A 20,860-nucleotide genomic window follows, 5' to 3' on the forward strand; every position below is an offset into this window, starting at 1 on the left:
CACCACCAGCACAAGGACTGACCCGTGGACACACACGAAATCACCGACCGTTTCCTGCGCCATTTCGAAGGCCGCGGCCACACGCGCGTGCCGAGCGCGCCGCTGATCCTCGACGACCCGAACCTGCTGTTCGTCAACGCCGGCATGGTGCAGTTCAAGCCGTACTTCCTCGGTGAGGCGCCGCCGCCGTACCCGCGCGCGACCTCCGTGCAGAAGTGCGTGCGCACGCCGGACATCGACGAGGTCGGCAAGACCACCCGGCACAACACGTTCTTCCAGATGGCCGGCAACTTCTCCTTCGGCGACTACTTCAAGGAAGGCGCCATCGAGGCGGCCTGGGAGCTGATCACCAAGCCCCAGAGCGAAGGCGGCTTCGGTCTGGACCCGGACCGCATCTGGGCGACGGTCTACAACGACGACTCCGAAGCGGCCGGCCTGTGGCGCAAGCTCACCGGCCTGCCCGGCGAGCGCATCCAGGCCCGCGACGGCAAGGACAACTACTGGGACATGGGCGTGCCCGGTCCCGGCGGCCCGTGCTCGGAGATCTACTACGACCGCGGCCCGGCGTACGGCCGCGAGGGCGGCCCGGTCGCCGACGAGGACCGCTACATCGAGATCTGGAACCTCGTCTTCATGCAGGACGTCCGCGGCGAGCAGAGCCCCAAGCTGGGCCACCCGCCGATCGGCGAGCTGCCGAAGAAGAACATCGACACCGGCATGGGCGTCGAGCGCGTCGCGACGATCCTGCAGGGCGTCGAGAACGTCTACGAGACCGACCTCGTGCGCCCGGTCATCGGCCGCGCGGAGGAGTTCTCCGGCCGCCGCTACGGCAGCAACCACGCCGACGACGTCCGCTTCCGCGTCATCGCCGACCACGCCCGCACCGGCGTCATGCTGATCGGCGACGGCGTCACCCCGGGCAACGACGGCCGCGGCTACGTGCTGCGCCGCCTGCTGCGCCGCATCATCCGCTCTTCGCGCCTGCTGGGCGTGCACGAGCCGGTGCTGCAGGCGTTCGCGGCGGTCGTGCGCGACACGATGGGCCCGACCTACCCCGAGCTCGTCTCCGGCTTCGACCGCATCAACGAGGTCGTCCGGATCGAGGAGGAGGCCTTCCTCTCGACCCTCACCTCCGGTTCGCGCATCTTCGACCTCGCGGCCGAGGAGACCAAGCGCGGCGGCGGGGACGTGCTGGCCGGCGACAAGGCGTTCCAGCTGCACGACACCTACGGCTTCCCGATCGACCTCACCCTCGAAATGGCGGCCGAGCAGGGCCTGACCGTCGACGAAGAGGGCTTCCGCACGCTCATGAACGAGCAGCGGACCCGCGCGAAGGCGGACGCGGCGGCCCGCAAGACCGGCCACGGCGACCTGTCCGAGTACCGCAAGGTCCTGGAGCAGCACGGCGAGACCGAGTTCCTCGGCTACACCGACCTGCAGGCCGAGGCCAAGGTCGTCGCGCTGCTCGAAGACGGGCAGCCGGTCCGCAGCGTCTCGGCGGGCAAGAAGGCGGAGCTGGTCCTGGACCGGACGCCGTTCTACGCCGAGAGCGGTGGCCAGGTCGCCGACACCGGCGTGCTGCTCGGCGACGGCGTCGAGCTGAAGGTGCTGGACGTCCAGAAGATCGTGCCGGGCCTGTACGTGCACCGCGTCGAGGTCGTCGACGGCGAGATCGGCCTGGACTCCAAGGTCACCGGCTCGGTGGACACGCACCGCCGGCTCTCGATCGAGCGCTCGCACTCCGCGACGCACCTGGTGCACGCGGCCGTCCGCGGCGCGTACGGCAAGCGCGCGGCGCAGGCGGGTTCGCTGAACTCCCCGGGCCGGATGCGGTTCGACTTCACCACCCCCGGCTCGGTGTCGTCCGACGTGCTGACCGAGGTCGAGGAGGAGGTCAACGACTACCTCCAGACCAACGTCGAGGTGCAGAGCTACACCACGACCAAGGACAAGGCCCTCGAGCTCGGCGCGGTCGCGCTGTTCGGCGAGAAGTACGGCAACGACGTCCGCGTGGTCGACATGGGCGACTACTCCCGCGAGCTCTGCGGTGGCACGCACGTCGACCGGATCGGCCAGCTCGGCCTGGTCAAGCTGGTCTCCGACGCCTCCATCGGCTCGGGCGTGCACCGCGTCGAGGCGCTGGTCGGCACGGACGCGCTCAAGTACGTCCGCAAGGAGCAGCTGCTGGTCTCGCAGCTGGCGAACACCTTCAAGGTGCCGTCGGACCAGCTGCCGGGCCGCATCGACGACGTACTGACCCGGCTGAAGAACGCCGAGAAGGAAATCGCGCAGCTGAAGACCCAGCAGGTGCTGGGCTCGGCGGGCGCCCTGGTCGACAAGGCGCAGGAGATCGGCGGCGTCACGGTCGTGGCCGAGGTCGTCCCGGACGTCGACGGCAACGGCCTGCGCGCGCTCGCCTCCGACATCCGCGGCCGGCTCGGCGCGCGGCCCGGCGTGGTGGCCCTGTTCTCGCCGGCCGGGGAGAAGCTGAGCTTCGTCGTCGCGACGACCAAGGCGGCCCAGGAGAAGGGCATCGCCGCGGGCAAGCTCGTGCCGTCGTTCGCCGAGAAGATCGGCGGCCGGGGCGGCGGCAAGCCCGACATGGCCCAGGGCGGTGGCACGAACCCGGCCGGCGCGGCCGACGCGGTCACCGCTCTCCGCTCGGCGATTGCCGGCATTGGTTAACCGCGGAAACCGCGGCCCGGACCGTCCCGGTGTGGGCGATCCGGGCCGGGGCCGCCGGCTAGGCGTGGATGTCGGATCCGTCCGGGTCGGCGTGGCGCTGAGCGATCCGGCCCCGGTGCTGGCGTCGCCATTGGTTACCCTCTCCCGCGATGCGACCGACGACAGTGATCTGGACCAGCTGGCCGCCCTCGTCACCGAGCACGAGGTGGTCGAGGTGATCGTGGGCCTGCCGAGAACGCTGGCCAACCGCCAGGGCCCGGCGGCCGAGCTGGCCATCGCGTATTCTGAGCGTCTGGCCGGGCGGATAGCGCCCGTGCCGGTCCGGCTGGGCGACGAGCGGCTGACCACGGTCACCGCATCCCGCATCCTCTCCCAGCGCGGGGTCAAGGGCCGCAAGCAGCGCGCGGTGGTCGACCAGGCCGCCGCCGTGGAGATCTTGCAGGCCTGGATCGACGCCGTCGCTGCGCACCGCGCCCGGGAGGGAGACCGATGAACGAGCAGCCACCCGAGCGCGGGCGGCGACGCCTGCGCGAACCGGACGAGGCCACCCCGCCGTCCCGGCCCGCGCCGCGCCGCATCGACCCGCGTGACCCGCGGGCCGCGGAGCCGCGCCGCACGCCGAGCGGGCAGCACGAGCTGCCGCCGCGCCGCGGCCAGGCACCCAGCGGCGAGTACGACCTGCCCCAGCCCTCCCGCCGGGCCCGCCGGGAGGATCCGCCGGGCTACGACCCGCGCCGCGGCACACCGCCCGGCCGTCGCCGCCTCGAGCCGCCGGGCACCCTGCCGCCGGCCGACGCCGACCTCGACCCGCAGGAGCGGCGAGCCGCCCCGGCCCGCGCGGCCCGCGCTCGCCACGGCCTCGACGAGGGCTCGGAAATCGACCAGCCGGCCCCGCGCCGGCGCCGCGCGGCCCCCGACGACGCCGAGGACCGGCGTCGCGCGGTTCCGGACCCGGAGGAAGCCGACGTCCGGCCCGGCCGACGGCGTGCGGCTACGGATCCGGAGGAAGCCGAGGCGCGGCCGGGTCGGCGTCGTGCGGTTCCCGACTCGGAGGAAGCCGAGGCCCGAGCGGGTCGACGGCGGGCGGCTGCGGATCCCGACCGGGCCGAGGATCGGCGTCGCGCGGTTCCGGACCCCGACGAATCCGACGTCCGGCCGGGCAGGCGGCGTGCGGCTCCGGACCCCGACGAATCCGACGTCCGGCCGGGCAGGCGGCGTGCGGCTCCGGATCCCGACGAAGCCGAGGACAGGCTGCCCCGGCGCGCCGCACCCGAGCGGATCGAACCGGCGCCCCGCCGCGGCCGCGGCGAACCCGACGCCGAGCCACCCGCCCGCCGAGCCGCGGCCCCCGAATCCGCCGAAGGCGCGCGTCGCCGGCCTGCTCCCGACGCGGCCGATCCGCGACGGCGACGGGCGGCTCCCGAGCCCGACGCCGACCCCCGTCGCGAGCCCCGGCGGTCCGCCCAGCCGGGGGACCGTTCCGTCGGCGTGCCCGAACCCGGCGCCGAGTCCCGCCGCCGTCCGCCGGCCCCGCCGGTGCGCGAGGAGCCGGTCACCGACGTCATGCCCGCGCTGGCGCCACTGCCTCCGGCCGAACCGCCGCGCGCGCCGGAAGAGGAGCCCGAGCTCTTCGCCGAGGACGACGAGTACGCGGACTACGACGAGTACGGCGAGTACGAGGGCTACGACGAGTCCGAGTACGACGAGGAGTACGACGACTACGACGAAGAGCCGGAGAAGCCGCGGAAGAAGGGCAAGCGCGCCCTGGGCTGGGTCGCCGCGATCGCGGTGATCGCCCTGCTGGCGGGCGGTGCCTGGTACGGCTTCAACAAGTTCTTCGGTTACGACGACTTCGACGGCGCGGGCACCGACGACGTCGTGTTCCAGGTCGACGACGGCGACACGACGTCGGCGATCGGCCAGAAGCTCACCACCGCGGGCATCGTCGCCAGCAGCAAGGCGTTCGTGAAGGCCGGCGAGGGCAACGCGAAGCTCGCCCGGGTCCAGCACGGCTTCTACGTGATGAAGTCGCACATGTCCGGGGCCAGCGCGGTCGACCGGATCACCGACGCGGCGTCCCGCGTCGGCCAGCTGGAAATCCGGCCGTACACGCAGTTCGACGACATCACCCAGCCCGACGGCAAGGTCACGCCCGGCGTGTACAGCCTGATGGCGAAGGCGTCGTGCGCGCAGCTCAACGGCAAGAGCACCTGCGTCTCGGCCGACGACCTGCGCAAGGTCGTGGACACCGCGGACCTCAAGCAGCTCGGCGTGCCGGACTGGGCGATCGAGCCCGCGAACAAGGCCGACCGCAAGGACCGCAGGCTGGAGGGCCTGATCGCGCCCGGCGTCTACGACGTCAAGCCGGGGTCCACCGCGCAGGAGATCCTCGGGCAGCTGGTGCACACCTCGGCCGAGGCGATCCAGAACGCCGGGCTGGGCCCGCAGTCGACCGGTCCGGGCATGACCCCGTACCAGACGCTGATCATCGCGTCGATCATCGAGCGCGAGGCGGTGAAGGCCGACTTCCCCAAGCTCTCGCGGGTCATCTACAACCGGCTGAAGGCCACCCCCGCCATGCGGCTGCAGATGGACTCCACGGTCAACTACGTGCTGGACCGGCCGACGCTGGCGACCAACGACAGCGACCGAGACCGGGCCGGGGCGTACAACACCTACCGGAACACCGGCCTCCCCCCGACGCCGATCGCGGTGCCGAGCCCGGACGCGATCAAGGCGGCGGTGAAGCCGCCGGACGGCGACTGGTTGTACTTCGTCAAGTGCGAGAAGAACGGCCTGTCCTGCTTCGCGGTTTCGTTCGACGAGCACAAGGCCAACGTCAAGCTGGCTCAGCAACGTGGCGTCTTCTGAGCCGCGCAAGGCCGCCGTGCTGGGCAAGCCGGTGGCGCACTCGCTGTCCCCGGTGCTGCACGGCGCCGCCTTCACCGCGCTCGGCCTGACCGGCTGGACGTACGAGCGGATCGAGACGGACGCCGACGAGCTCCCCGGCTTCCTCGACGGCCTCGGCCCGGAGTGGGCCGGGTTTTCGGTCACCATGCCGGGCAAGCGCGCGGCGCTGGACCACGCGGACGAGGTGACGCCGCGGGCGGCCGCCGTCGGCGCGGCCAACACGCTGGTCCGCACCCCGCGGGGCTGGCTCGCGGACTGCACCGACGTCGAGGGCGTCACCGGCGCGCTGCGGGCCGCGGGCGGCTACGAGCCGTCCCCCGGGGACACCGCGGTGGTGCTGGGCGCGGGCGGCACCGCGGCGGCGGCGGTCGTCGGGCTCGCCGCCCTCGGCGTGCGGGAGGTGCGGCTGGTCGTGCGCGAACCGGCCCGGGCCGGCGAGACCCTGGACGCGGCGAAACGGGCCGCGCTCGACGTCGACGTCCTTCGGTGGGCGGACACGGATTTCGCGGCCCTGGCGTCCGCGGCGGTGCTGGTGAACACGGTCCCGCCGGACGCGGCCGGCCCGCACGCGGGCGAGCTCGCGGCGGTCGCGCACGTCCTCGACGTCATCTACCACCCGTGGCCGACACCGCTGGCCGAAGCCGTGGCGGCGCGCGGCGGCCGGCTGGCGACGGGCCTGGACATGCTGCTGCACCAGGCGTTCGGCCAGGCCGAGCACTTCACGGGCCGCCCGGCCCCGCGGGCGGCGATGCGCGACGCGCTGCGCGAAGCGACCGGGAACCTGCTGCCCCTGCCGATCGACTGAAAAAAACCCGTTGCCGGACTTCGATATCCTGGTGGACTGCCCAAAAGAAGGGAGTTCACCGGAATGACCGGTCAAGACGCATTGAGCGACGAAGAAGTCCAAGCGGCGTGGGTCGGCGAAGCGCCGCAGCACAACTCGACCGTGACGCTCGCCGACTACGACCCGCAGTGGCCCGCGCTTTTCGAGCGGGAAGCCGAGCGGATCCGGGGCGTGCTGGGGGAGCGGGTGCTCGTGCTGGAGCACGTCGGCTCCACTTCGGTGCCGGGCCTGTGCGCCAAGCCGATCGTCGACATCCTCCTCGAGGTACCGGACTCCGACGACGAAGACGCCTACGTCCCGGACCTGGAAGCGGCGGGCTACCGGCTCACCATCCGGGAGCCGGACTGGGAGAAGCACCGCTGTTTCAAGGGCCCGGACACGAACATCAACCTGCACGTCTATTCGCCGGGGAACGGCCAGACCCCGCGCTACCGCCTCTTCCGCGACCGCTTGCGCTCACACCCGGAGGAGCGGGAGCTGTACGCGGCGAAGAAGCGTGAACTGGCCGCGCGGACGTGGAAGTACATCCAGAACTACGCCGACGCGAAGACGGAGGTGGTCGAGGCGATCCTCGGCCGCGCCCGGGCCGAGCGGGACGGGTTTGGAGCCGGGTGATTCCGGGCATTCACCCCATAGTCCCGACTTTCACTGAACAGGGGTGGGTGAATGTCTTCTTACAACGTGAAGCCGTCGAAACCGGTGGCGGTGTTCGGTGCCCTCTTCGGCGTGGCCATCCTCATCTTCGGATTGGTCAACGGGCACAAGTCCGGCGGGTTCATCTGGCTGTGGCTGCTCGCCGGGGTGGCCGTCATCGGATTCAACCTGTGGGCCGCGTTCAGCAAGAAGGGTGCCACCGAGGTGGTTTCCCGCCGGGACTGACCGGCGTCAGTCCCTTTTGGCCAGGTCCTGGATCAGGCCGGCGATCTCCCGGCTGACCGGGCGGAACACCCGCAGCCGGGAGAGCGCGGCCAGCCGGGCCAGCAGCGGGACGCTGCGCTCGACCAGCAGCCGGCTGCGTTTCGTGCCGGCCGAGCGGTCGTGGACCCAGAACAGCACCACGCCCATCTGGTAGAGCCAGAGCAGCTCCGGCAGCTGCGCGCGCAGTTCGGGGTCGAGCTTCACGTCGGAGCCGTCGACGACCTCGCGCATGAGGCCGATCGACGCCTCGCGGGCGGCCGAGGAGTCGTCGCTGAACGGGCTCAGCGGCGACTCCGGGTCGGCCGCGTTGACGAAGAACTGCGTGCCGAAGCGGTGGTAGGGCTCGGCGACGTCGAGCCAGCACAGCAGCACGGCCTTGAGGCGGGCCGCGAAGCCGGTTTCGCCCGCCAGCAGCCGCCGGGCCGCCGCCAGGTGCTGCCCGGCCATCTCGTCGTAGAAGCCCTGAACCAGCTGTTCCTTCGACGAGAAGTAGTAGTAGGCGTTCCCGACCGAGACGCCCGCCTCGGCGGCGATCGCGCGCATCGTCGTGCGGTCGTAGCCGTGCTCGGCGAACAGCCGCATCGCGGTCGCGACGATCAGGGACCGCGTTTCTTCGCTCTTGGCCACGCGGTGCACGTTAGCGCCGTCAGGGCTGCGGGAAGGGCGGGGCCTGCGGCACGCCCGGGTAGCCGACGGGCACCGGCAGCGGCTTCGGGGCCAGGTGGCGGCGCCGGATGCCGTTGAAGACCAGGACGTTGAACAGGTGCATGACGCCGAGGACGAGCGCCACCGTGCCGATCTTGACCGACAGCATCTCGAACACCTCGCGGGCGGTGACGACGTGGCTGTTGCTGGTCAGGAAGAGCGTCACGAAGCCGAGGCTGACCAGGTAGAAGCCGACGACCAGGAGCTGGTTGACAGCGTTGGCCAAGCCGGGGCTGTCGGCGAAGACCTCGGTCAGGAAGGTGCGGCCGTGCTTGCTCAGCGTCCGGGCGACGAGCACGGTCAGCGGGATGCTGAGCAGCAGGTAGAGCGCGTAGGCGAGGACGATCGGGTCCATGGGTCCCTCCAGTTTTGAACGTGTTCAAGAGGACCGTAGCCGAGTTTTTGAACACGTTCAAGAGAGCGGTGTCACGCCGCGGGGGCGCCACGGCCCGGATACGGTGACGTCCATGCGGATAGCGATCCTCGACGACTACCAGAACGTCGCCCTCACCTTCGGCGACTGGGACTCCCTGCAGGCCGACATCACGGTCTTCACCGAGCCGCTGGCCGACGTCGTCAAGCAGTTGCAGGGTTTCGAAGCGGTGGTCGCGATGCGCGAGCGCACCCGGTTCCCGGCCGAGGTGCTCGACGCCCTCCCCGACCTGAAGCTGCTGGTCAGCACGGGCCGGCGGAACGCGGCCATCGACGTGGCGGCCGCCCGGCGCAACGGCGTCGTCGTGTCCGCCACCGGCTACCTCGGGCAGCCGACCGCCGAGCACACGTGGGCGCTGATCCTCGCGGCGGCGCGGAACCTGCCGCAGGAGTTCCGGTCCATGCGCGAAGGCGGCTGGCAGACGGGCGTCGGCACCATGCTGCACGGCAAGACGCTCGGCCTGCTCGGCCTCGGCAGGCTCGGCGCGGGCGCGGCGAAGATCGGGCAGGCCTTCGGGATGGAGACGATCGCCTGGAGCCAGAATCTGACGCAGGAGAAGGCCGACCCCCACGGCGTCACCGCCGTGACCAAGGACGAGCTGTTCGCGCGCTCGGACGTGTTGTCCGTCCACCTGGTGCTCAGCGAGCGCACGCGTGGCCTGGTCGGGGCGGCCGAGCTCGCCGCGATGAAGCCGTCGGCGCTGCTGGTGAACACCTCGCGCGGCCCGATCGTCGACGAAGCGGCGCTGGTGAACGCGTTGCGCCGCAAGGAAATCCGCGCGGCCGCGCTGGACGTCTACGACACCGAGCCGCTGCCGGCCGACCATCCGCTGAGGACACTCGACAACGCGGTCCTGACGCCGCACATCGGGTTCGTCGCGCGCGAGGTCTACGAGATCTTCTACGGCGACGCGGTCGAGGACATCGCCGCTTACCAGGCGGGGCAACCGATCCGGGTCATGGAGTGAGGGTCAGGCGGTGAAGCCGAGGGTGAAGAAGGCGTGCGGCCCGCCGGGGCCCGAGGTCCCCGCACCGGCCCTGCGGCGGGCCTGCACCTTTCGATGACACCACCCGGGCCCGTGCGGCGGCAGGGTCTTTGGACCCTGCTCGCCGGTCCGTTCGGCTGAACGGCCCGCCACGGCGGGCCGTGAGTGAGAAACCGCGCGGGAGCCCGGTTTTTCCCCCACAGCCGGTTCAGCGGAACGGGAAAGCCCGCTTCACGCGCCCAGTTCCGCCAGGACGGCGTCGGTGTAGGACGGCCACACTTCGGCGGCCCAGGGGCCGAAGGCGCGGTCGGTGAGCGCGACGCAGGCCGCTCCCGCGGCCGGGTCGACCCAGAGGAACGTGCCCGACTGGCCGAAGTGGCCGAACGTCCGCGGCGAGCTCTTCGCGCCGGTCCAGTGCGGGCTCTTGTGATCGCGGAGCTCGAAGCCGAGGCCCCAGTCGTTGGGCTTCTGGTGGCCGAAGCCCGGCAGCACGCCGGACAGCCCGGGGAACACGACCGTCGTCGCCTCGGCCACGGTGGCCGGGTCCAGCAGCTTCGGGGCCTGCAGCTCGGCGGCGAACGCGGCCAGGTCGTCCACAGTGGACACCGCACCGGACGCGGGCGACCCTTCGAGGCTGGTGGAAGTCATGCCGAGCGGGCCGAACAGCGCCTCGGCCTGGTACTGCGCGAACGGGATGCCGGAGTGCTCGGCCAGCGCGTCGGCCAGCTGCTCGAACCCGGCGTTGGAGTACAGCCGCCGGGTGCCCGGCGCGGCCATCGCCTTGTGCGCGTCGAAGGCCAGCCCGGAGGTGTGGGCCAGCAGGTGCCGCACGGTCGAGCCTTCGGGGCCGGCCGGGGTGTCGAGCTCGACGACGCCCTCCTCGACCGCGATCAGCGCGGCGTAGGCGGTCAGCGGCTTGGTGACCGAGGCCAGCCGGAACGCCCGCGCGGTGTCGCCGTGGCGGCCCCGGACGGTCCCGTCGGCGGACACCACGGCCGTCGCGGCGTTGTCCACCGGCCACTCGTCGATCAGGCGCAGGCTCTCCATGCGCCCACCCTACGAAACGAAGGCCCCCGCACCGGTGTCGGGGACCGGTGCGGGGGCCTTCGCGGGTTTCGCGACCTCAGGCGTCGAGGTCGGTGGCGACCAGCTGGGCGACCGCTTCCACGGCCTCCTCGGCACCCTCGCCCTCGGCGCTGATGATGACCTCGTCGCCGTAGCCGGCGGCCAGCGTCATCAGGTTGAGCACGCTGCCGGCGGCCACCGGGTCCCCGCCGGCCTTGGCGATCTGCACCGCGACGGGCTGCGCCGCGGCCGCCTTCGCCACCAGCGCGGCCGGCCGGGCGTGCAGCCCCACCTTGCTGGCCACGGCGACGCGTTTCTCCGGCATGTTCGTCCTCTCCACAGTGCTTGTCCCGGTGCGGGACGTTCCGTCGGTGGTGATGTTACTTCGCGGCGGTCGCCTCGAGGTCCGACTCGATCGAGTCGTCCTCGCGGCCCGGGGTCCGCAGGTTCCACTTGAGGATGGCGAACCGGAACACGAAGTAGTAGATGATCGCGTAGACCACGCCCATGACGAGCAGGATCCACACGTTGTGGGCCGCCTTCGCGTTGAAGTTCAAGGCGAAGTCGATCGCGCCGGCGGAGAACGAGAAGCTCAGGTGCGCGTTCAGCAGGTTGGCGATCGCCAGCGAAAGCCCGGTCATGATCGCGTGGAAGATGTACAGCGGCCACGCGACGAACATGAACGAGAACTCGATCGGCTCGGTGACACCGGTGAGGAACGAGGTCAGGGCCGCGGAGATCATCACACCGCCGACGATCTTCTTCTGCGCCGGGCGGGCGGTCTGCCAGATCGCCAGCGCCGCCGCGGGCAGCGCGAACATGAAGACCGGGAAGAAGCCCGTGGTGAACGCACCGGCGTTCGGGTCGCCGTTGAAGAAGTTGGTGATGTCACCGCCCTTGAAGATGAACCACACCGGCACGTTGATCAGCTGGTGGAGACCGATCGGGATGAGCAGCCGGTTCAGCGCGCCGTAGATGCCGCCACCGACCACCGGGGCGCCGGTGACCGCGTCGCCGACGTTCTCGATGCCCGTGTTGACGTACTTGAACAGCAGGCCGAAGATCACGCCGAGGACCAGCAGCGTGAGCGCCGTGATGATCGGCACGAACCGGCGGCCGCCGAAGAACGCCAGGTAGGCGGGCAGCTTGATGCGGTGGTAGCGCTGCCACAGCACGGCGGCGACCAGGCCGACGACGACGCCGGCGAGCACGCTGTAGGGCCACTTGATCGGGGCGAGGTCGAACCCGCCGGTGGGCTTGTAGCCCGGCAGGTCCTTCAGCGGCGCGAAGACCTGGATGACGCTGGTGAAGACGAAGAAGCCGACGACGGCCGCGACACCGGTCGAGCCGTCGCCCTTGCGGGCGAAGCCGACCGCGATGCCGACCGCGAACAGCAGCGGCAGCCAGTTGAACAGCGCGCCGCCGCCCGCGCTGAGCACCGCGGCGACCTTGTCCCAGCCCAGCCCGTCCTTGCCGAGCAGGTCGTCCTGGCCGAGGCGCAGCAGCAGGCCGGCGGCCGGCAGCGTGGCGATCGGCAGCATCAGGCTGCGGCCGAAGCGCTGAAGACCGGCGAGGCCGCCGCCGCTCTTCTTCGCCCCCTCCGCGGTGGTGGTGCTCATCTGGTTCCTCCATAGTGGGGTGGTTGACCGGGTTCCGGGGTGGTCCGGTCCACTTGCATGGTCACCTGGTAGTGGTCTCCCCGGTACCAGGACGTGATGTCTTCGATCGGGTCGCCGCCTGCGCTGGAGACCCGCCGGAACACGAGCAGGGGGCTGCCGGCGCGCATGCCGAGCAGCCGGGCCGTCTCGCGGTCCGCGCCTTCGGCCCAGACCGTCTGCCACGCCTGGTCGGGACGCACACCGTACGTCTCGGCCAGCTGCGCGTAGATGGACTGGGTCAGGTCGAGCCCGAGCAGGCCGGGAGCCCGGCCCGCGTGGTACCAGCCGCGCTCGACGGCCAGCGGCACGCCGTCGGCGTGGCGAAGCCGCACCAGGTGGTGCGCGGCAGCGCCCTCGGCCAGGCCGAGGGCGTGTGCCGAGGCGGTGGGCGGCACCTCGGTGGCCGCGGAGACCACCTCGGTCGTCGGGGTCAGCCCCCGCCTCCGCATGTCGTCGGTGAACGACATCAGGTAAAGCTGCAGCTCCATCCGCCGGGCCGCGGTGAACGTACCCTTGCCGCGAACCCGGGCGAGCAGGCCCTCTTCGACCAGCTTGCCGATCGCCGACCGGACCGTGAGCCGCGACACGCCGTAGCGCTGGGCCAGCTCGCGTTCGGACGGGATCGGCGCACCCGGCGGGAGCTCGCGCTCCACCGTGCGGCGGAGGATTTCCCGCAGCTGGGCGTGCTTGGGCGTGGGCCCGTTGACAACCTTGTCGGGCGGCGGGACGTGCGCGGCCGCGCTCATCGGCGTCACCCTCCTCGTTCTCGCGCCACCGGGGACCGGTGCTCGCGTCCGGCCCGGAACATTGGTACGTTCCGGTCTAGACCAATGATCTGATGGGGCAGGATGCTCCGCCGTGCGGACGGGTGTCAACCACCGTTATCCGTTCGTGGCCCGCGGCGGCGTGCATGCCGACGATCGGCGTAGTACAGGTGGACACGCGGTTCGCGTCAGGTTGGGAACAAACAGTGATCAAGGAGACCGCGATGGCGGATGACAGGCCCGAAAAGATCCTCGCGGCACTCGGCGGCGCGGACAATCTCACCGAGGTCGAAGGCTGCATCACGCGCCTGCGCTGCGAGGTCGAGGACATGAGCCTCGTCGACGAGGGCGCGCTCAAGAAGGCCGGCGCGATGGGCGTGGTGAAGCTGGGATCGACGGCTCTGCAGGTGATCGTCGGGCCGGAGGCGGACACGATCGCCAGCGACATCGAGGACCTGCTGTGAGCCTCGAGGTGCTCAGCCCGGTCGCCGGGCGCGTGGTGCCGATCACCGAGGTCCCGGACCCGGTGTTCGCGCAGGCCATGGTGGGCCCGGGGATCGCGGTGCAGCCGTCGGGCGGGCGCGCGGACGCGGTCGCGCCGGTCGACGGCACGGTCGCGACGCTGCACCCGCACGCCTACGTCGTGGCCACCGACGACGGCCAGGCCGTGCTGGTCCACCTGGGCATCGACACGGTCAAGGAGAAGGGCGAGGGCTTCACGCTGCACGTCGTCAAGGGCGAGCAGGTGCGGGCCGGCCAGCCGATCGTCAGCTGGGACCCGGAAGCGGTGACCGCGGCGGGCTATTCGGCGATCGTCCCGGTCGTCGCGCTGGACGCCTCGGCGGAGGTGTTGTCCGGGTTGGACACCGAGCGCGCGGTCACCGCGGGCGAGCGGTTGTTCGCCTGGGACGCCTGAGCCGCTTCTGTCACATGAAGGGCCCTTGTGGACGGTCGTCCCAAGGGCCCTTCTCGTGCGCCCGGCTCGTCAGCCGGTGACGACCTTCCCGTTCTCGACCTTGACCGGCACGCTCGGCAGCGGCTTCTTCGCCGGGCCCTGCTTGACCTCGCCGGTGAGCGCGTTGAACACCGAACCGTGGCACGGGCAGATCAGGTCGGCACCCTTCGGGGTGACGGTGCAGCCCTGGTGCGTGCACACGGCGCTGAACGCGGCGGCGGCCGACTCGGACGGCCGGGCCACGATGACGTCGGAACCGTCCGGGGCCTTGGCGGCCTTCGCCTGCCCGACCGGGACGTCGGCGAGCGCGACGAGCGGCGTCCCGGCGGCGATCGGCGCCTGCGCGGTGCCCGATTTGCCGCCCGGCTCCGAAGAGCAGGCGGTGAGCGCGACGGCGCCGACGGCGGCACCGGCGACGGCGGCACCGGTGGACAGGACGGTGCGGCGGGAGTGCAGTTCGGCTGTCATGCCCATACCAACGAGATGGCCACCCGTTCGGTTCAATTCCCGGTGAACCGGATCGCCCCCTGTTCCGTGTATCTACCGGAGTGGGTGTGGAGTGGAGGAACGATCATGGTGAGTTGGGTTCTACGCATCGTCGTGGCGGCCGCGCTGCTCGGTTCGGCGGGCGTGCACTACTTCCTGTGGACCGAGGACTACCCGGGCATCGTGGGCCCGCTGTTCCTGCTCGACGCGATCGCCGGGCTCGTGCTGGCGATCGCGGTCCTGGCCTGGCGGCACTGGCTGCCGGCGCTGGGCGCGGCGGGTTTCGGCGCGCTGACGCTCGGCGCGTACGTGCTGGCCGCGACGGTCGGGTTCGCCGGCAACCACGACCAGTTCGACAGCCAGCCCGAGTACTGGGGTGTCATCACGGAGGCGGTCTGCATCGTGGGCGGTCTCGCGCTGCTGTTCGTGAAGGACCGGCGCCGGGTCGCGGCCTGAGTCCGTGGGAGAGGTCGCCGAAGAGGCGCTCATGCGAGCGCTGCACGAAGACCACGCGGGCGCGCTGTGGTCCTACGCGCTGCACCTGACCTCGGGTGACCGGATCCGGGCCGAGGACGTCGTCCAGGAGACGCTGCTGCGGGCCTGGCGGTCGCCGTCGGTGCTGGACCAGTCGCAGGGCTCGGCGCGGGCGTGGCTGTTCACGGTCGCCCGGCGGATCGCCATCGACGGCTGGCGGTCGGCGTCGGCGCGGTCGGAGGTGCCGACGGACCGGCCGCCGGACCGCGCGGTCGCCGACGGCACCGACCGCGCGGTGCAGGGCTGGCTGGTCGCCGAGGCGCTGGCCGAGCTGTCGGAACGGCACCGCGAGGTGCTGGTCCTGTGTTACTTCCAGGGCTATTCAGTGGCGGACGCGGCGCTGAAGCTCGGGGTGGCCGAGGGGACGGTCAAGTCGCGCACGCACTACGCGTTGCGGGCGCTGCGCCTGGTGCTCGAGGAGAGGGGAGTGACCCAGTGAGCGAAGACCCCTTCGCGACGTTCGACGCCGCGTACGTGCTCGGGGCGCTCGCCCCGGAGGACCGGCAGCGCTTCGAGGAGCACCTGCGCACGTGCGACCGCTGCGCGGCTTCGGTGCGCGAGCTGGCGGGCCTGCCCGGGCTGCTGGCCAGGGTGGACACGCCCGTTTCGCTGCCCGACGCCGGCCCGCCCCCGCCCGACCTGCTGCCGTCGGTGCTCCGGCGGGTGCGGCGCGGCCGCCGGATCCGGCTGGCGGTGACCTCCGCGTCGGCCGCGCTGGCGGTGTCGGCCTGCGTGGCGCTGGCGGTGGTGGCCTCGGCGCCGTCGCCCGTTTCGCCGCCTCCCGGGGTGGCGATGACGGTGCTGGGGCAGTTCCCGGTCCGCGCGGACGCCCGCCTGGCGGCGTTCGACTGGGGCACCCGGGTCGACATGTCGTGCAGCTACACGGGCGGCCACAGCGGCGGCGAGTACCTCCTGGTGGCGATCTCCCGCACCGGGACGGAGACGCAACTGGCGACGTGGAAGGCGATCCCGGACGACACGGCCCGCCTGTCGATCGGCACGGCGCTGCGGCAGTCCGACCTCGCGGCCCTGGAGATCCGCGCGGGCAACGGCCTCCCCCTGCTGCGGCTGACCCTCTGAGCGGTGGCTCATCCGGGCCGCAGGGGGCCCCGGATGAGCCACCCCCTCATGCCCCTCCCCTCCCGCAAGATGCCCGCCCAGTCACGCAAGATGCCCCTCCAATCACGCGAGTTCCGCCCCCAATCACGCGAGTTCCGCCGCCAATCACGTGAGTCTCGCCGCCGATCACGCGAGTTGCGCTTACGATCCCGCGAACCGACCCTCCAGGCACGCCAGCCGACCGTCCCGGTGCGGCAACCGACCCTCTGGGGTACGCGGGGTTGACCCTTCGGATAGGGCGCGACCGTCCGGGTACGGGAACCGACCCTCCAGGTACGCCAGCCGACCGTCCAGGTACGCAGGCCGACCCTCCAGGTACGCAGGCCGACCCTCCAGGTACGTCGGCCGACCCTCCGGGGACACCCGCTCGCCTCGCCGAACCGCCCTCGGCGCGACCGCGGCCACCGGCCCGCCACCCGCGCACCACCCGCGCACCACCCGTGCGCCACCCGTGCGCCACCCGTGCGCCTCTTCCCCGGTGCCGGATGACCGGAGGCATGTCCCGGCCCGGACCGTGCCCGTGACAGGATTGAGCCCATGTTGCGCTGGATCACCGCAGGTGAATCGCACGGACCCGCGCTGGCCGCCGTGCTCGAAGGGATGCCCGCGGGCGTTGCCGTCACCACCGCCGACGTCACCGAGCAGCTGGCCCGGCGCCGCCTCGGCTTCGGTCGCAGCCCGCGGATGGGCTTCGAGACCGACCACATCGAGTTCCTCGGCGGCGTGCGCCACGGCCTCACCCAGGGCGGCCCGGTCGCGGTCCACATCGAGAACGCCGAGTGGCCCAAGTGGGAGCAGGTCATGGCGGCCGACCCGGTCGACCCCCAGGTCCTCGAAGGCCTCGCGCGCAACGAACCGCTCACCCGGCCCCGCCCCGGCCACGCCGACCTGCCCGGCATGCAGAAGTACGGCTTCGACGAGGCCCGCCCGGTCCTCGAACGCGCCAGCGCCCGCGAGACGGCGTCGCGGACCGCGCTCGGCACCGTCGCCCGCAACTTCCTCCAGCAGCTGCTCGGCGTCGAAATCCTCAGCCACGTCGTCTCGATCGGCGGCGCCGACGCCCCCGAAGGGCCGCTGCCCCAGCCGGGCGACCTGGCCGCCGTCGACGAGAGCCCGGTGCGCTCCTTCAGCCAGGAAGGCACCGACGCCATGGTCGCCGAGGTCGACGCCGTCCGGAAGGCCGGCGACACCGTCGGCGGCGTCATCGAGGTCCTCGCGTACGGCCTCCCGCCGGGCCTCGGCTCGCACGTCCACTGGGACCGCCGCCTCGACGCGCGGCTGGCCGGCGCGCTGATGGGCGTCCAGGCGATGAAGGGCGTCGAGGTCGGCGACGGCTTCACGACCGCACGCCGCTGGGGCAGCCAGGCGCACGACGAGATCGACCGCGGCTCCGGCCCGGTCGGCGTCACGCGCCGGTCCAACCGCGCTGGCGGCCTGGAAGGCGGCATCACCAACGGCGAGCCGCTGCGCGTGCGCGTGGCCATGAAGCCGATCTCGACCGTCCCCAAAGCACTGTCCACAGTGGACGTCAAGACCGGCGAGCCCGCGGTGGCCATCCACCAGCGGTCCGACGTCTGCGCCGTGCCCCGCGCCGGGGTCGTGCTGGAGTCGGTGGTGGCGCTCGTCCTCGCCGACGCCGCGCTCGAGAAGTTCGGCGGCGACTCCCTCGCCGAGAGCAAGCGCAACGCCGAGGCGTACCTCAAGGCCCTCGAGGAGCGGTGGTGAGCCCGCGTGCGGTGATCGTCGGGCCGCCCGGCTCGGGCAAGAGCACGGTCGGGCCGCTGCTGGCCGCCGCGCTCGGCGTCGCGTTCCGTGACAGCGACGACGACGTCGTCGCGCGCACCGGGCGCAGCATCTCCGACATCTTCGCGGAAGACGGCGAACCCGCTTTCCGCGCGCTGGAAGCGGACGCGGTCGCCGCGGCGCTCGCCGAGCACGAGGGCGTGCTCTCCCTCGGCGGCGGCGCGCCGCTCACCCCGGGCACCCGTGCCCGGCTGGCCGAGCACACCGTCGTGTTCCTCAACGTCGGCCTCGCGGCGGGTGTGCAGCGCACCGGCCTCTCGAGTGCGCGGCCGCTGCTGGCCGGGGTGAACCCCCGCGCCACCTTCAAGAAACTGCTCGACGAACGGGTGCCCGTCTACCGCGAGGTCGCCACCGTCGAGATCGTCACCGACGACCGGACGCCCTCCGAGATCGTCGCGGACCTCGTGGCGGAGCTCGCCGCTCCCGCCGAAGCCAAGGAGTGAGTTTCTTCGTGTCAGACCCGGTGCGGATCCCCGTCGCCACCGCCCAGCCCTACGACGTCGTGGTCGGGCGCGGCCTGCTCGGCGACCTCACCGAGCACCTGGCCGACGCCTCGAAGATCGCGCTGATCCACCCGCCGACGCTGACCGCCACGGCCGAAGCCATCCGCGACGAGCTCAACGCCGCGGGCCTCGACGCCCACCGCGTCGAGATCCCGGACGCCGAGGACGGCAAGGCGCTGACCGTCGCGGGCTTCTGCTGGGAGGTGCTCGGCCGGATCGGGCTGGACCGCCGCGGCGCCGTCGTCGGGCTCGGCGGCGGAGCCGTCACCGACCTCGCCGGGTTCGTCGCGGGCACGTGGATGCGCGGGGTCCGGCTGGTCAACGTGCCGACGACGCTGCTGGGCATGGTCGACGCCGCCGTCGGTGGCAAGACCGGGATCAACACCGACGCCGGCAAGAACCTCGTCGGGGTGTTCCACGAGCCGAGCGCGGTGTTCGTCGACCTCGCGACGCTGGAGACGCTGCCGCGCAACGAGCTCGTCGCCGGGATGGCCGAGGTCGTCAAGGCCGGTTTCATCGCCGATCCGCGGATCCTGGAGCTGATCGAGGCCGACCCGGCCGCGGCGCTCGACCCGGCAGGCGAAGTGCTGGCCGAGCTGGTCGAGCGGTCGATCCGGGTCAAGGCCGGCGTCGTCGCCGCCGACCTGCGCGAGTCCGACCTGCGGGAGATCCTCAATTACGGCCACACCCTCGGCCACGCCATCGAGCGCCGCGAGCGGTACCGGTGGCGGCACGGTGCCGCGGTCAGCGTCGGCCTGGTGTTCGCGGCCGAGCTGGCGCGGCTGGCCGGCCGGCTCGACGACGCCACGGCCGAGCGCCACGCCGCCGTGCTGAAGCTCATCGGCCTGCCGACGACGTACGACGCCGACGCGCTGCCGCAGCTGCTGGAGACCATGAAGGGCGACAAGAAGACGCGCTCCGGCGCGCTGCGGTTCGTCGTCCTCGACGGCCTCGCCAAGCCCGACCGGCTCGAAGGCCCGGACCCGGTGCTGCTCGCCGCCGCGTACTCGGCGGTCGCGGCGGAGACGGCGTCCGGGAGCGTGCTGCTGTGAAGGCGTTCGTGTTCAACGGCCCCAACCTCGGCCGCCTCGGCAAGCGCGAGCCGTCGGTCTACGGCTCGACCACGCACGACGACCTCGCGGCGCTGTGCGTCAAGACCGGCGAGGAACTGGGCATCGAGGTCGAGGTCCGGCAGACCGACTTCGAGGGCGAACTGGTCGGCTGGCTGCACGAAGCGGCCGACGGCGGTCACCCGGTGGTCCTCAACGCGGGTGCGTGGACGCACTACTCGATCGCGGTGCGCGACGCCGCGGCCCAGCTGAGCGCGCCGCTGATCGAGCTGCACATCTCGAACGTCCACAAGCGGGAGGCGTTCCGGCACCACAGCGTGCTGTCGGACATCGCGACGGCCGTGATCGCGGGTCTGGGTGTCGACGGCTATCCGCTCGCTCTGCGCTGGCTGGCCGCCCACCCGGGATGACCTCGCTGACCACGGCGCGGCTGACGTTGCGGCCGTTGGCCGAGGCCGACCGCGAAGCCGTCGTGCGGGTGTTCGCCGACCCGGAGATGAGCCGGTTCTTCGCCGCGGACTTGTCCGACCCGGCTGCGGCGAGCGCGGTGGTGGACCGCCGGTTGGCCTACCGCGCACCGGCCGGGCAGGGCCACTGGGTGATCGAGCGCGACGGCGACGTGGTCGGCGTCGCGCACCTGCGTCCTTCGGGGGAGCTGCCGGGCGCGGTACCCGAGCTGGGCTACTACGTCGCGACCGCGCACGCGGGCCAGGGGCTGGCCACCGAGGCGGCGCGCGCGGTGCTGGACCACGGCCTCGGCACGCTGGGGCTTCCGGCGGTGTGGGCGTTGGTCCACGAGCGGAACGCGGCGAGCCGGAAGGTGGCCGCGCGCCTGGGTTTCCTGGACGTCGGCAGCGGCGTGCACTACGGCGACCTGCACCGCGTGCTGGTGGCGCTGCCCGCGGTGCACGGGCGGCCGCACCACGTCGAGCTGTGGGTGCCGGACCTGGCCGAAGCCGAGCGCAGCTGGGGCTGGCTGCTGGGCGAGCTGGGCTGGCGCGAGTTCCAGCGCTGGCCGGCGGGGGTGAGCTGGCGCCTCGGCGGGACGTATCTCGTGGTCGAGGAATCGCCGGGGCTGAGCGCGAGGAACCACGAGCGCACGCGGCCGGGGCTGAACCACCTGGCGCTGCACGTGGGCACCCGCGCGGGAGTCGACGACTTGGCGGCCCGCGCGCCGGACCACGGCTGGCGGCCGCTGTTCGCGGAGGAGTACCCGCACGCCGGTGGTACTGAGCACTATGCGGCGTACCTGGAGAACGAGGCCGGGTTCGAGGTCGAGCTGGTTGCGGTGGAAGGACCGCCCGCAGGCGCGTAGGTCGGGTGCGGTGGTGGCGGCAAGCTGGTCGAGCGGCGGCTGCACTGGGCGATCGGCTGCGCTACGCGGGCTGCGGCTGCGGCGGGTTGCAGCTGCGGTAGGTGGCGA

23 protein-coding genes and 1 pseudogene are annotated in these 20,860 nt (G+C 72.2%); 17 read left to right on the top strand and 7 right to left on the bottom strand.

Annotated features, from left to right (window positions below):
- The first annotated feature begins 24 nt into the window (after nucleotides 1–24).
- The 6 genes and pseudogenes from alaS (at nucleotide 25) to ACLJPY_RS15425 (ending at nucleotide 7,318) form a co-directional block, all read left to right on the top strand.
- Nucleotides 25–2,685 (top strand): alanine--tRNA ligase, encoded by a 2,661-nt coding sequence (gene alaS / locus ACLJPY_RS15400; RefSeq protein WP_410589063.1) that lies wholly within the window; start codon nucleotides 25–27, stop codon nucleotides 2,683–2,685.
- 31 nt (nucleotides 2,686–2,716) lie between these two features.
- Nucleotides 2,717–3,178 (top strand): Holliday junction resolvase RuvX, encoded by a 462-nt coding sequence (gene ruvX, locus ACLJPY_RS15405; protein ID WP_360267312.1) that lies wholly within the window; start codon nucleotides 2,717–2,719, stop codon nucleotides 3,176–3,178.
- Entirely contained in the window at nucleotides 3,175–5,556 is a 2,382-nt protein-coding gene (mltG, locus tag ACLJPY_RS15410; protein WP_410589065.1) for an endolytic transglycosylase MltG, read from the top strand. The genes ruvX and mltG overlap by 4 nt, the downstream gene beginning before the upstream one ends.
- 16 nt (nucleotides 5,557–5,572) lie before the next feature.
- Nucleotides 5,573–6,400 carry a shikimate dehydrogenase gene (locus ACLJPY_RS15415; protein WP_410589224.1) on the top strand — a complete coding sequence of 276 codons (828 nt, stop codon included), beginning with the start codon at nucleotides 5,573–5,575 and terminating at the stop codon, nucleotides 6,398–6,400.
- A gap of 63 nt (nucleotides 6,401–6,463) precedes the next feature.
- A pseudogene (locus ACLJPY_RS15420) lies at nucleotides 6,464–7,027 on the top strand (GrpB family protein); the annotation flags it as partial.
- 78 nt (nucleotides 7,028–7,105) lie between these two features.
- Nucleotides 7,106–7,318, top strand: a complete 213-nt coding sequence (locus ACLJPY_RS15425; protein WP_410589067.1) for a hypothetical protein — start codon at nucleotides 7,106–7,108, stop codon at nucleotides 7,316–7,318.
- Between the two features lie 6 nt (nucleotides 7,319–7,324).
- Here the strand turns inward: ACLJPY_RS15425 and ACLJPY_RS15430 are convergent, their stop codons facing one another.
- Both ACLJPY_RS15430 and ACLJPY_RS15435 read right to left on the bottom strand, forming a co-directional pair.
- The gene (locus ACLJPY_RS15430) at nucleotides 7,325–7,984 is read right to left on the bottom strand and encodes a TetR family transcriptional regulator (RefSeq protein WP_410589068.1); all 660 of its coding nucleotides are present in this window, start codon (nucleotides 7,982–7,984) and stop codon (nucleotides 7,325–7,327) included.
- A 19-nt stretch (nucleotides 7,985–8,003) separates the two neighbouring features.
- Nucleotides 8,004–8,417: a hypothetical protein gene (locus tag ACLJPY_RS15435; protein ID WP_410589070.1), complete on the bottom strand. Its 414-nt coding sequence runs from the start codon at nucleotides 8,415–8,417 to the stop codon at nucleotides 8,004–8,006.
- A 112-nt stretch (nucleotides 8,418–8,529) separates the two neighbouring features.
- Between ACLJPY_RS15435 and ACLJPY_RS15440 the strand changes: the two genes are divergently transcribed.
- Nucleotides 8,530–9,462 (top strand): D-2-hydroxyacid dehydrogenase family protein, encoded by a 933-nt coding sequence (locus tag ACLJPY_RS15440; RefSeq protein WP_410589071.1) that lies wholly within the window; start codon nucleotides 8,530–8,532, stop codon nucleotides 9,460–9,462.
- A 249-nt stretch (nucleotides 9,463–9,711) separates the two neighbouring features.
- On the opposite strand, the gene ACLJPY_RS15445 is transcribed toward ACLJPY_RS15440, so the two are convergent.
- The 4 genes from ACLJPY_RS15445 to ACLJPY_RS15460 form a co-directional block, all read right to left on the bottom strand.
- Nucleotides 9,712–10,527 carry a serine hydrolase domain-containing protein gene (locus tag ACLJPY_RS15445; RefSeq protein WP_410589073.1) on the bottom strand — a complete coding sequence of 272 codons (816 nt, stop codon included), beginning with the start codon at nucleotides 10,525–10,527 and terminating at the stop codon, nucleotides 9,712–9,714.
- A 76-nt stretch (nucleotides 10,528–10,603) separates the two neighbouring features.
- The gene (locus tag ACLJPY_RS15450) at nucleotides 10,604–10,870 is read right to left on the bottom strand and encodes an HPr family phosphocarrier protein (protein ID WP_043789650.1); all 267 of its coding nucleotides are present in this window, start codon (nucleotides 10,868–10,870) and stop codon (nucleotides 10,604–10,606) included.
- 55 nt (nucleotides 10,871–10,925) lie between these two features.
- On the bottom strand, nucleotides 10,926–12,164 hold the full coding sequence (locus tag ACLJPY_RS15455; protein WP_410589075.1) for a PTS transporter subunit EIIC: 1,239 nt from the start codon (nucleotides 12,162–12,164) through the stop codon (nucleotides 10,926–10,928).
- A complete protein-coding gene (locus ACLJPY_RS15460) occupies nucleotides 12,161–12,949 on the bottom strand; it encodes a GntR family transcriptional regulator (RefSeq protein ID WP_410589077.1) in 789 nt (262 codons plus the stop codon). The genes ACLJPY_RS15455 and ACLJPY_RS15460 overlap by 4 nt, the downstream gene beginning before the upstream one ends.
- A gap of 242 nt (nucleotides 12,950–13,191) precedes the next feature.
- Here ACLJPY_RS15460 and ACLJPY_RS15465 point away from each other — a divergent pair, with 242 nt between their 5' ends.
- Both ACLJPY_RS15465 and ACLJPY_RS15470 read left to right on the top strand, forming a co-directional pair.
- Nucleotides 13,192–13,431 carry a glucose PTS transporter subunit EIIB gene (locus ACLJPY_RS15465; protein WP_410589226.1) on the top strand — a complete coding sequence of 80 codons (240 nt, stop codon included), beginning with the start codon at nucleotides 13,192–13,194 and terminating at the stop codon, nucleotides 13,429–13,431.
- Nucleotides 13,428–13,883, top strand: a complete 456-nt coding sequence (locus ACLJPY_RS15470; RefSeq protein ID WP_410589078.1) for a PTS glucose transporter subunit IIA — start codon at nucleotides 13,428–13,430, stop codon at nucleotides 13,881–13,883. Before ACLJPY_RS15465 ends, ACLJPY_RS15470 begins: the two co-directional genes overlap by 4 nt.
- Nucleotides 13,884–13,952: 69 nt before the next feature.
- Here ACLJPY_RS15470 and ACLJPY_RS15475 read toward each other — a convergent pair whose 3' ends face one another.
- Nucleotides 13,953–14,390, bottom strand: coding sequence for a ubiquinol-cytochrome c reductase iron-sulfur subunit (locus ACLJPY_RS15475; RefSeq protein WP_410589079.1), 438 nt, complete (start codon nucleotides 14,388–14,390; stop codon nucleotides 13,953–13,955).
- A 105-nt stretch (nucleotides 14,391–14,495) separates the two neighbouring features.
- Between ACLJPY_RS15475 and ACLJPY_RS15480 the strand changes: the two genes are divergently transcribed.
- The 8 genes from ACLJPY_RS15480 (at nucleotide 14,496) to ACLJPY_RS15515 (ending at nucleotide 20,752) form a co-directional block, all read left to right on the top strand.
- Nucleotides 14,496–14,864 (top strand): hypothetical protein, encoded by a 369-nt coding sequence (locus tag ACLJPY_RS15480; protein WP_410589080.1) that lies wholly within the window; start codon nucleotides 14,496–14,498, stop codon nucleotides 14,862–14,864.
- 31 nt (nucleotides 14,865–14,895) lie between these two features.
- Entirely contained in the window at nucleotides 14,896–15,381 is a 486-nt protein-coding gene (locus ACLJPY_RS15485) for a sigma-70 family RNA polymerase sigma factor (RefSeq protein ID WP_410589082.1), read from the top strand.
- Complete coding sequence (locus ACLJPY_RS15490; RefSeq protein WP_410589084.1) at nucleotides 15,378–16,022, top strand: anti-sigma factor family protein; 645 nt, start codon at nucleotides 15,378–15,380, stop codon at nucleotides 16,020–16,022. The genes ACLJPY_RS15485 and ACLJPY_RS15490 overlap by 4 nt, the downstream gene beginning before the upstream one ends.
- Before the next feature lie 576 nt (nucleotides 16,023–16,598).
- Nucleotides 16,599–17,786, top strand: coding sequence for a chorismate synthase (gene aroC, locus ACLJPY_RS15495; RefSeq protein WP_410589085.1), 1,188 nt, complete (start codon nucleotides 16,599–16,601; stop codon nucleotides 17,784–17,786).
- Nucleotides 17,783–18,307, top strand: coding sequence for a shikimate kinase (locus ACLJPY_RS15500; protein ID WP_410589087.1), 525 nt, complete (start codon nucleotides 17,783–17,785; stop codon nucleotides 18,305–18,307). Before aroC ends, ACLJPY_RS15500 begins: the two co-directional genes overlap by 4 nt.
- 8 nt (nucleotides 18,308–18,315) lie before the next feature.
- A complete protein-coding gene (gene aroB, locus ACLJPY_RS15505) occupies nucleotides 18,316–19,419 on the top strand; it encodes a 3-dehydroquinate synthase (protein ID WP_410589088.1) in 1,104 nt (367 codons plus the stop codon).
- Entirely contained in the window at nucleotides 19,416–19,847 is a 432-nt protein-coding gene (gene aroQ / locus ACLJPY_RS15510; protein ID WP_410589089.1) for a type II 3-dehydroquinate dehydratase, read from the top strand. The genes aroB and aroQ overlap by 4 nt, the downstream gene beginning before the upstream one ends.
- On the top strand, nucleotides 19,844–20,752 hold the full coding sequence (locus ACLJPY_RS15515) for a GNAT family N-acetyltransferase (RefSeq protein WP_410589091.1): 909 nt from the start codon (nucleotides 19,844–19,846) through the stop codon (nucleotides 20,750–20,752). The genes aroQ and ACLJPY_RS15515 overlap by 4 nt, the downstream gene beginning before the upstream one ends.
- Nucleotides 20,753–20,860 lie beyond the last annotated feature (108 nt).

This window comes from Amycolatopsis sp. lyj-23 (assembly GCF_046549135.1).
Classification (GTDB): domain Bacteria; phylum Actinomycetota; class Actinomycetes; order Mycobacteriales; family Pseudonocardiaceae; genus Amycolatopsis.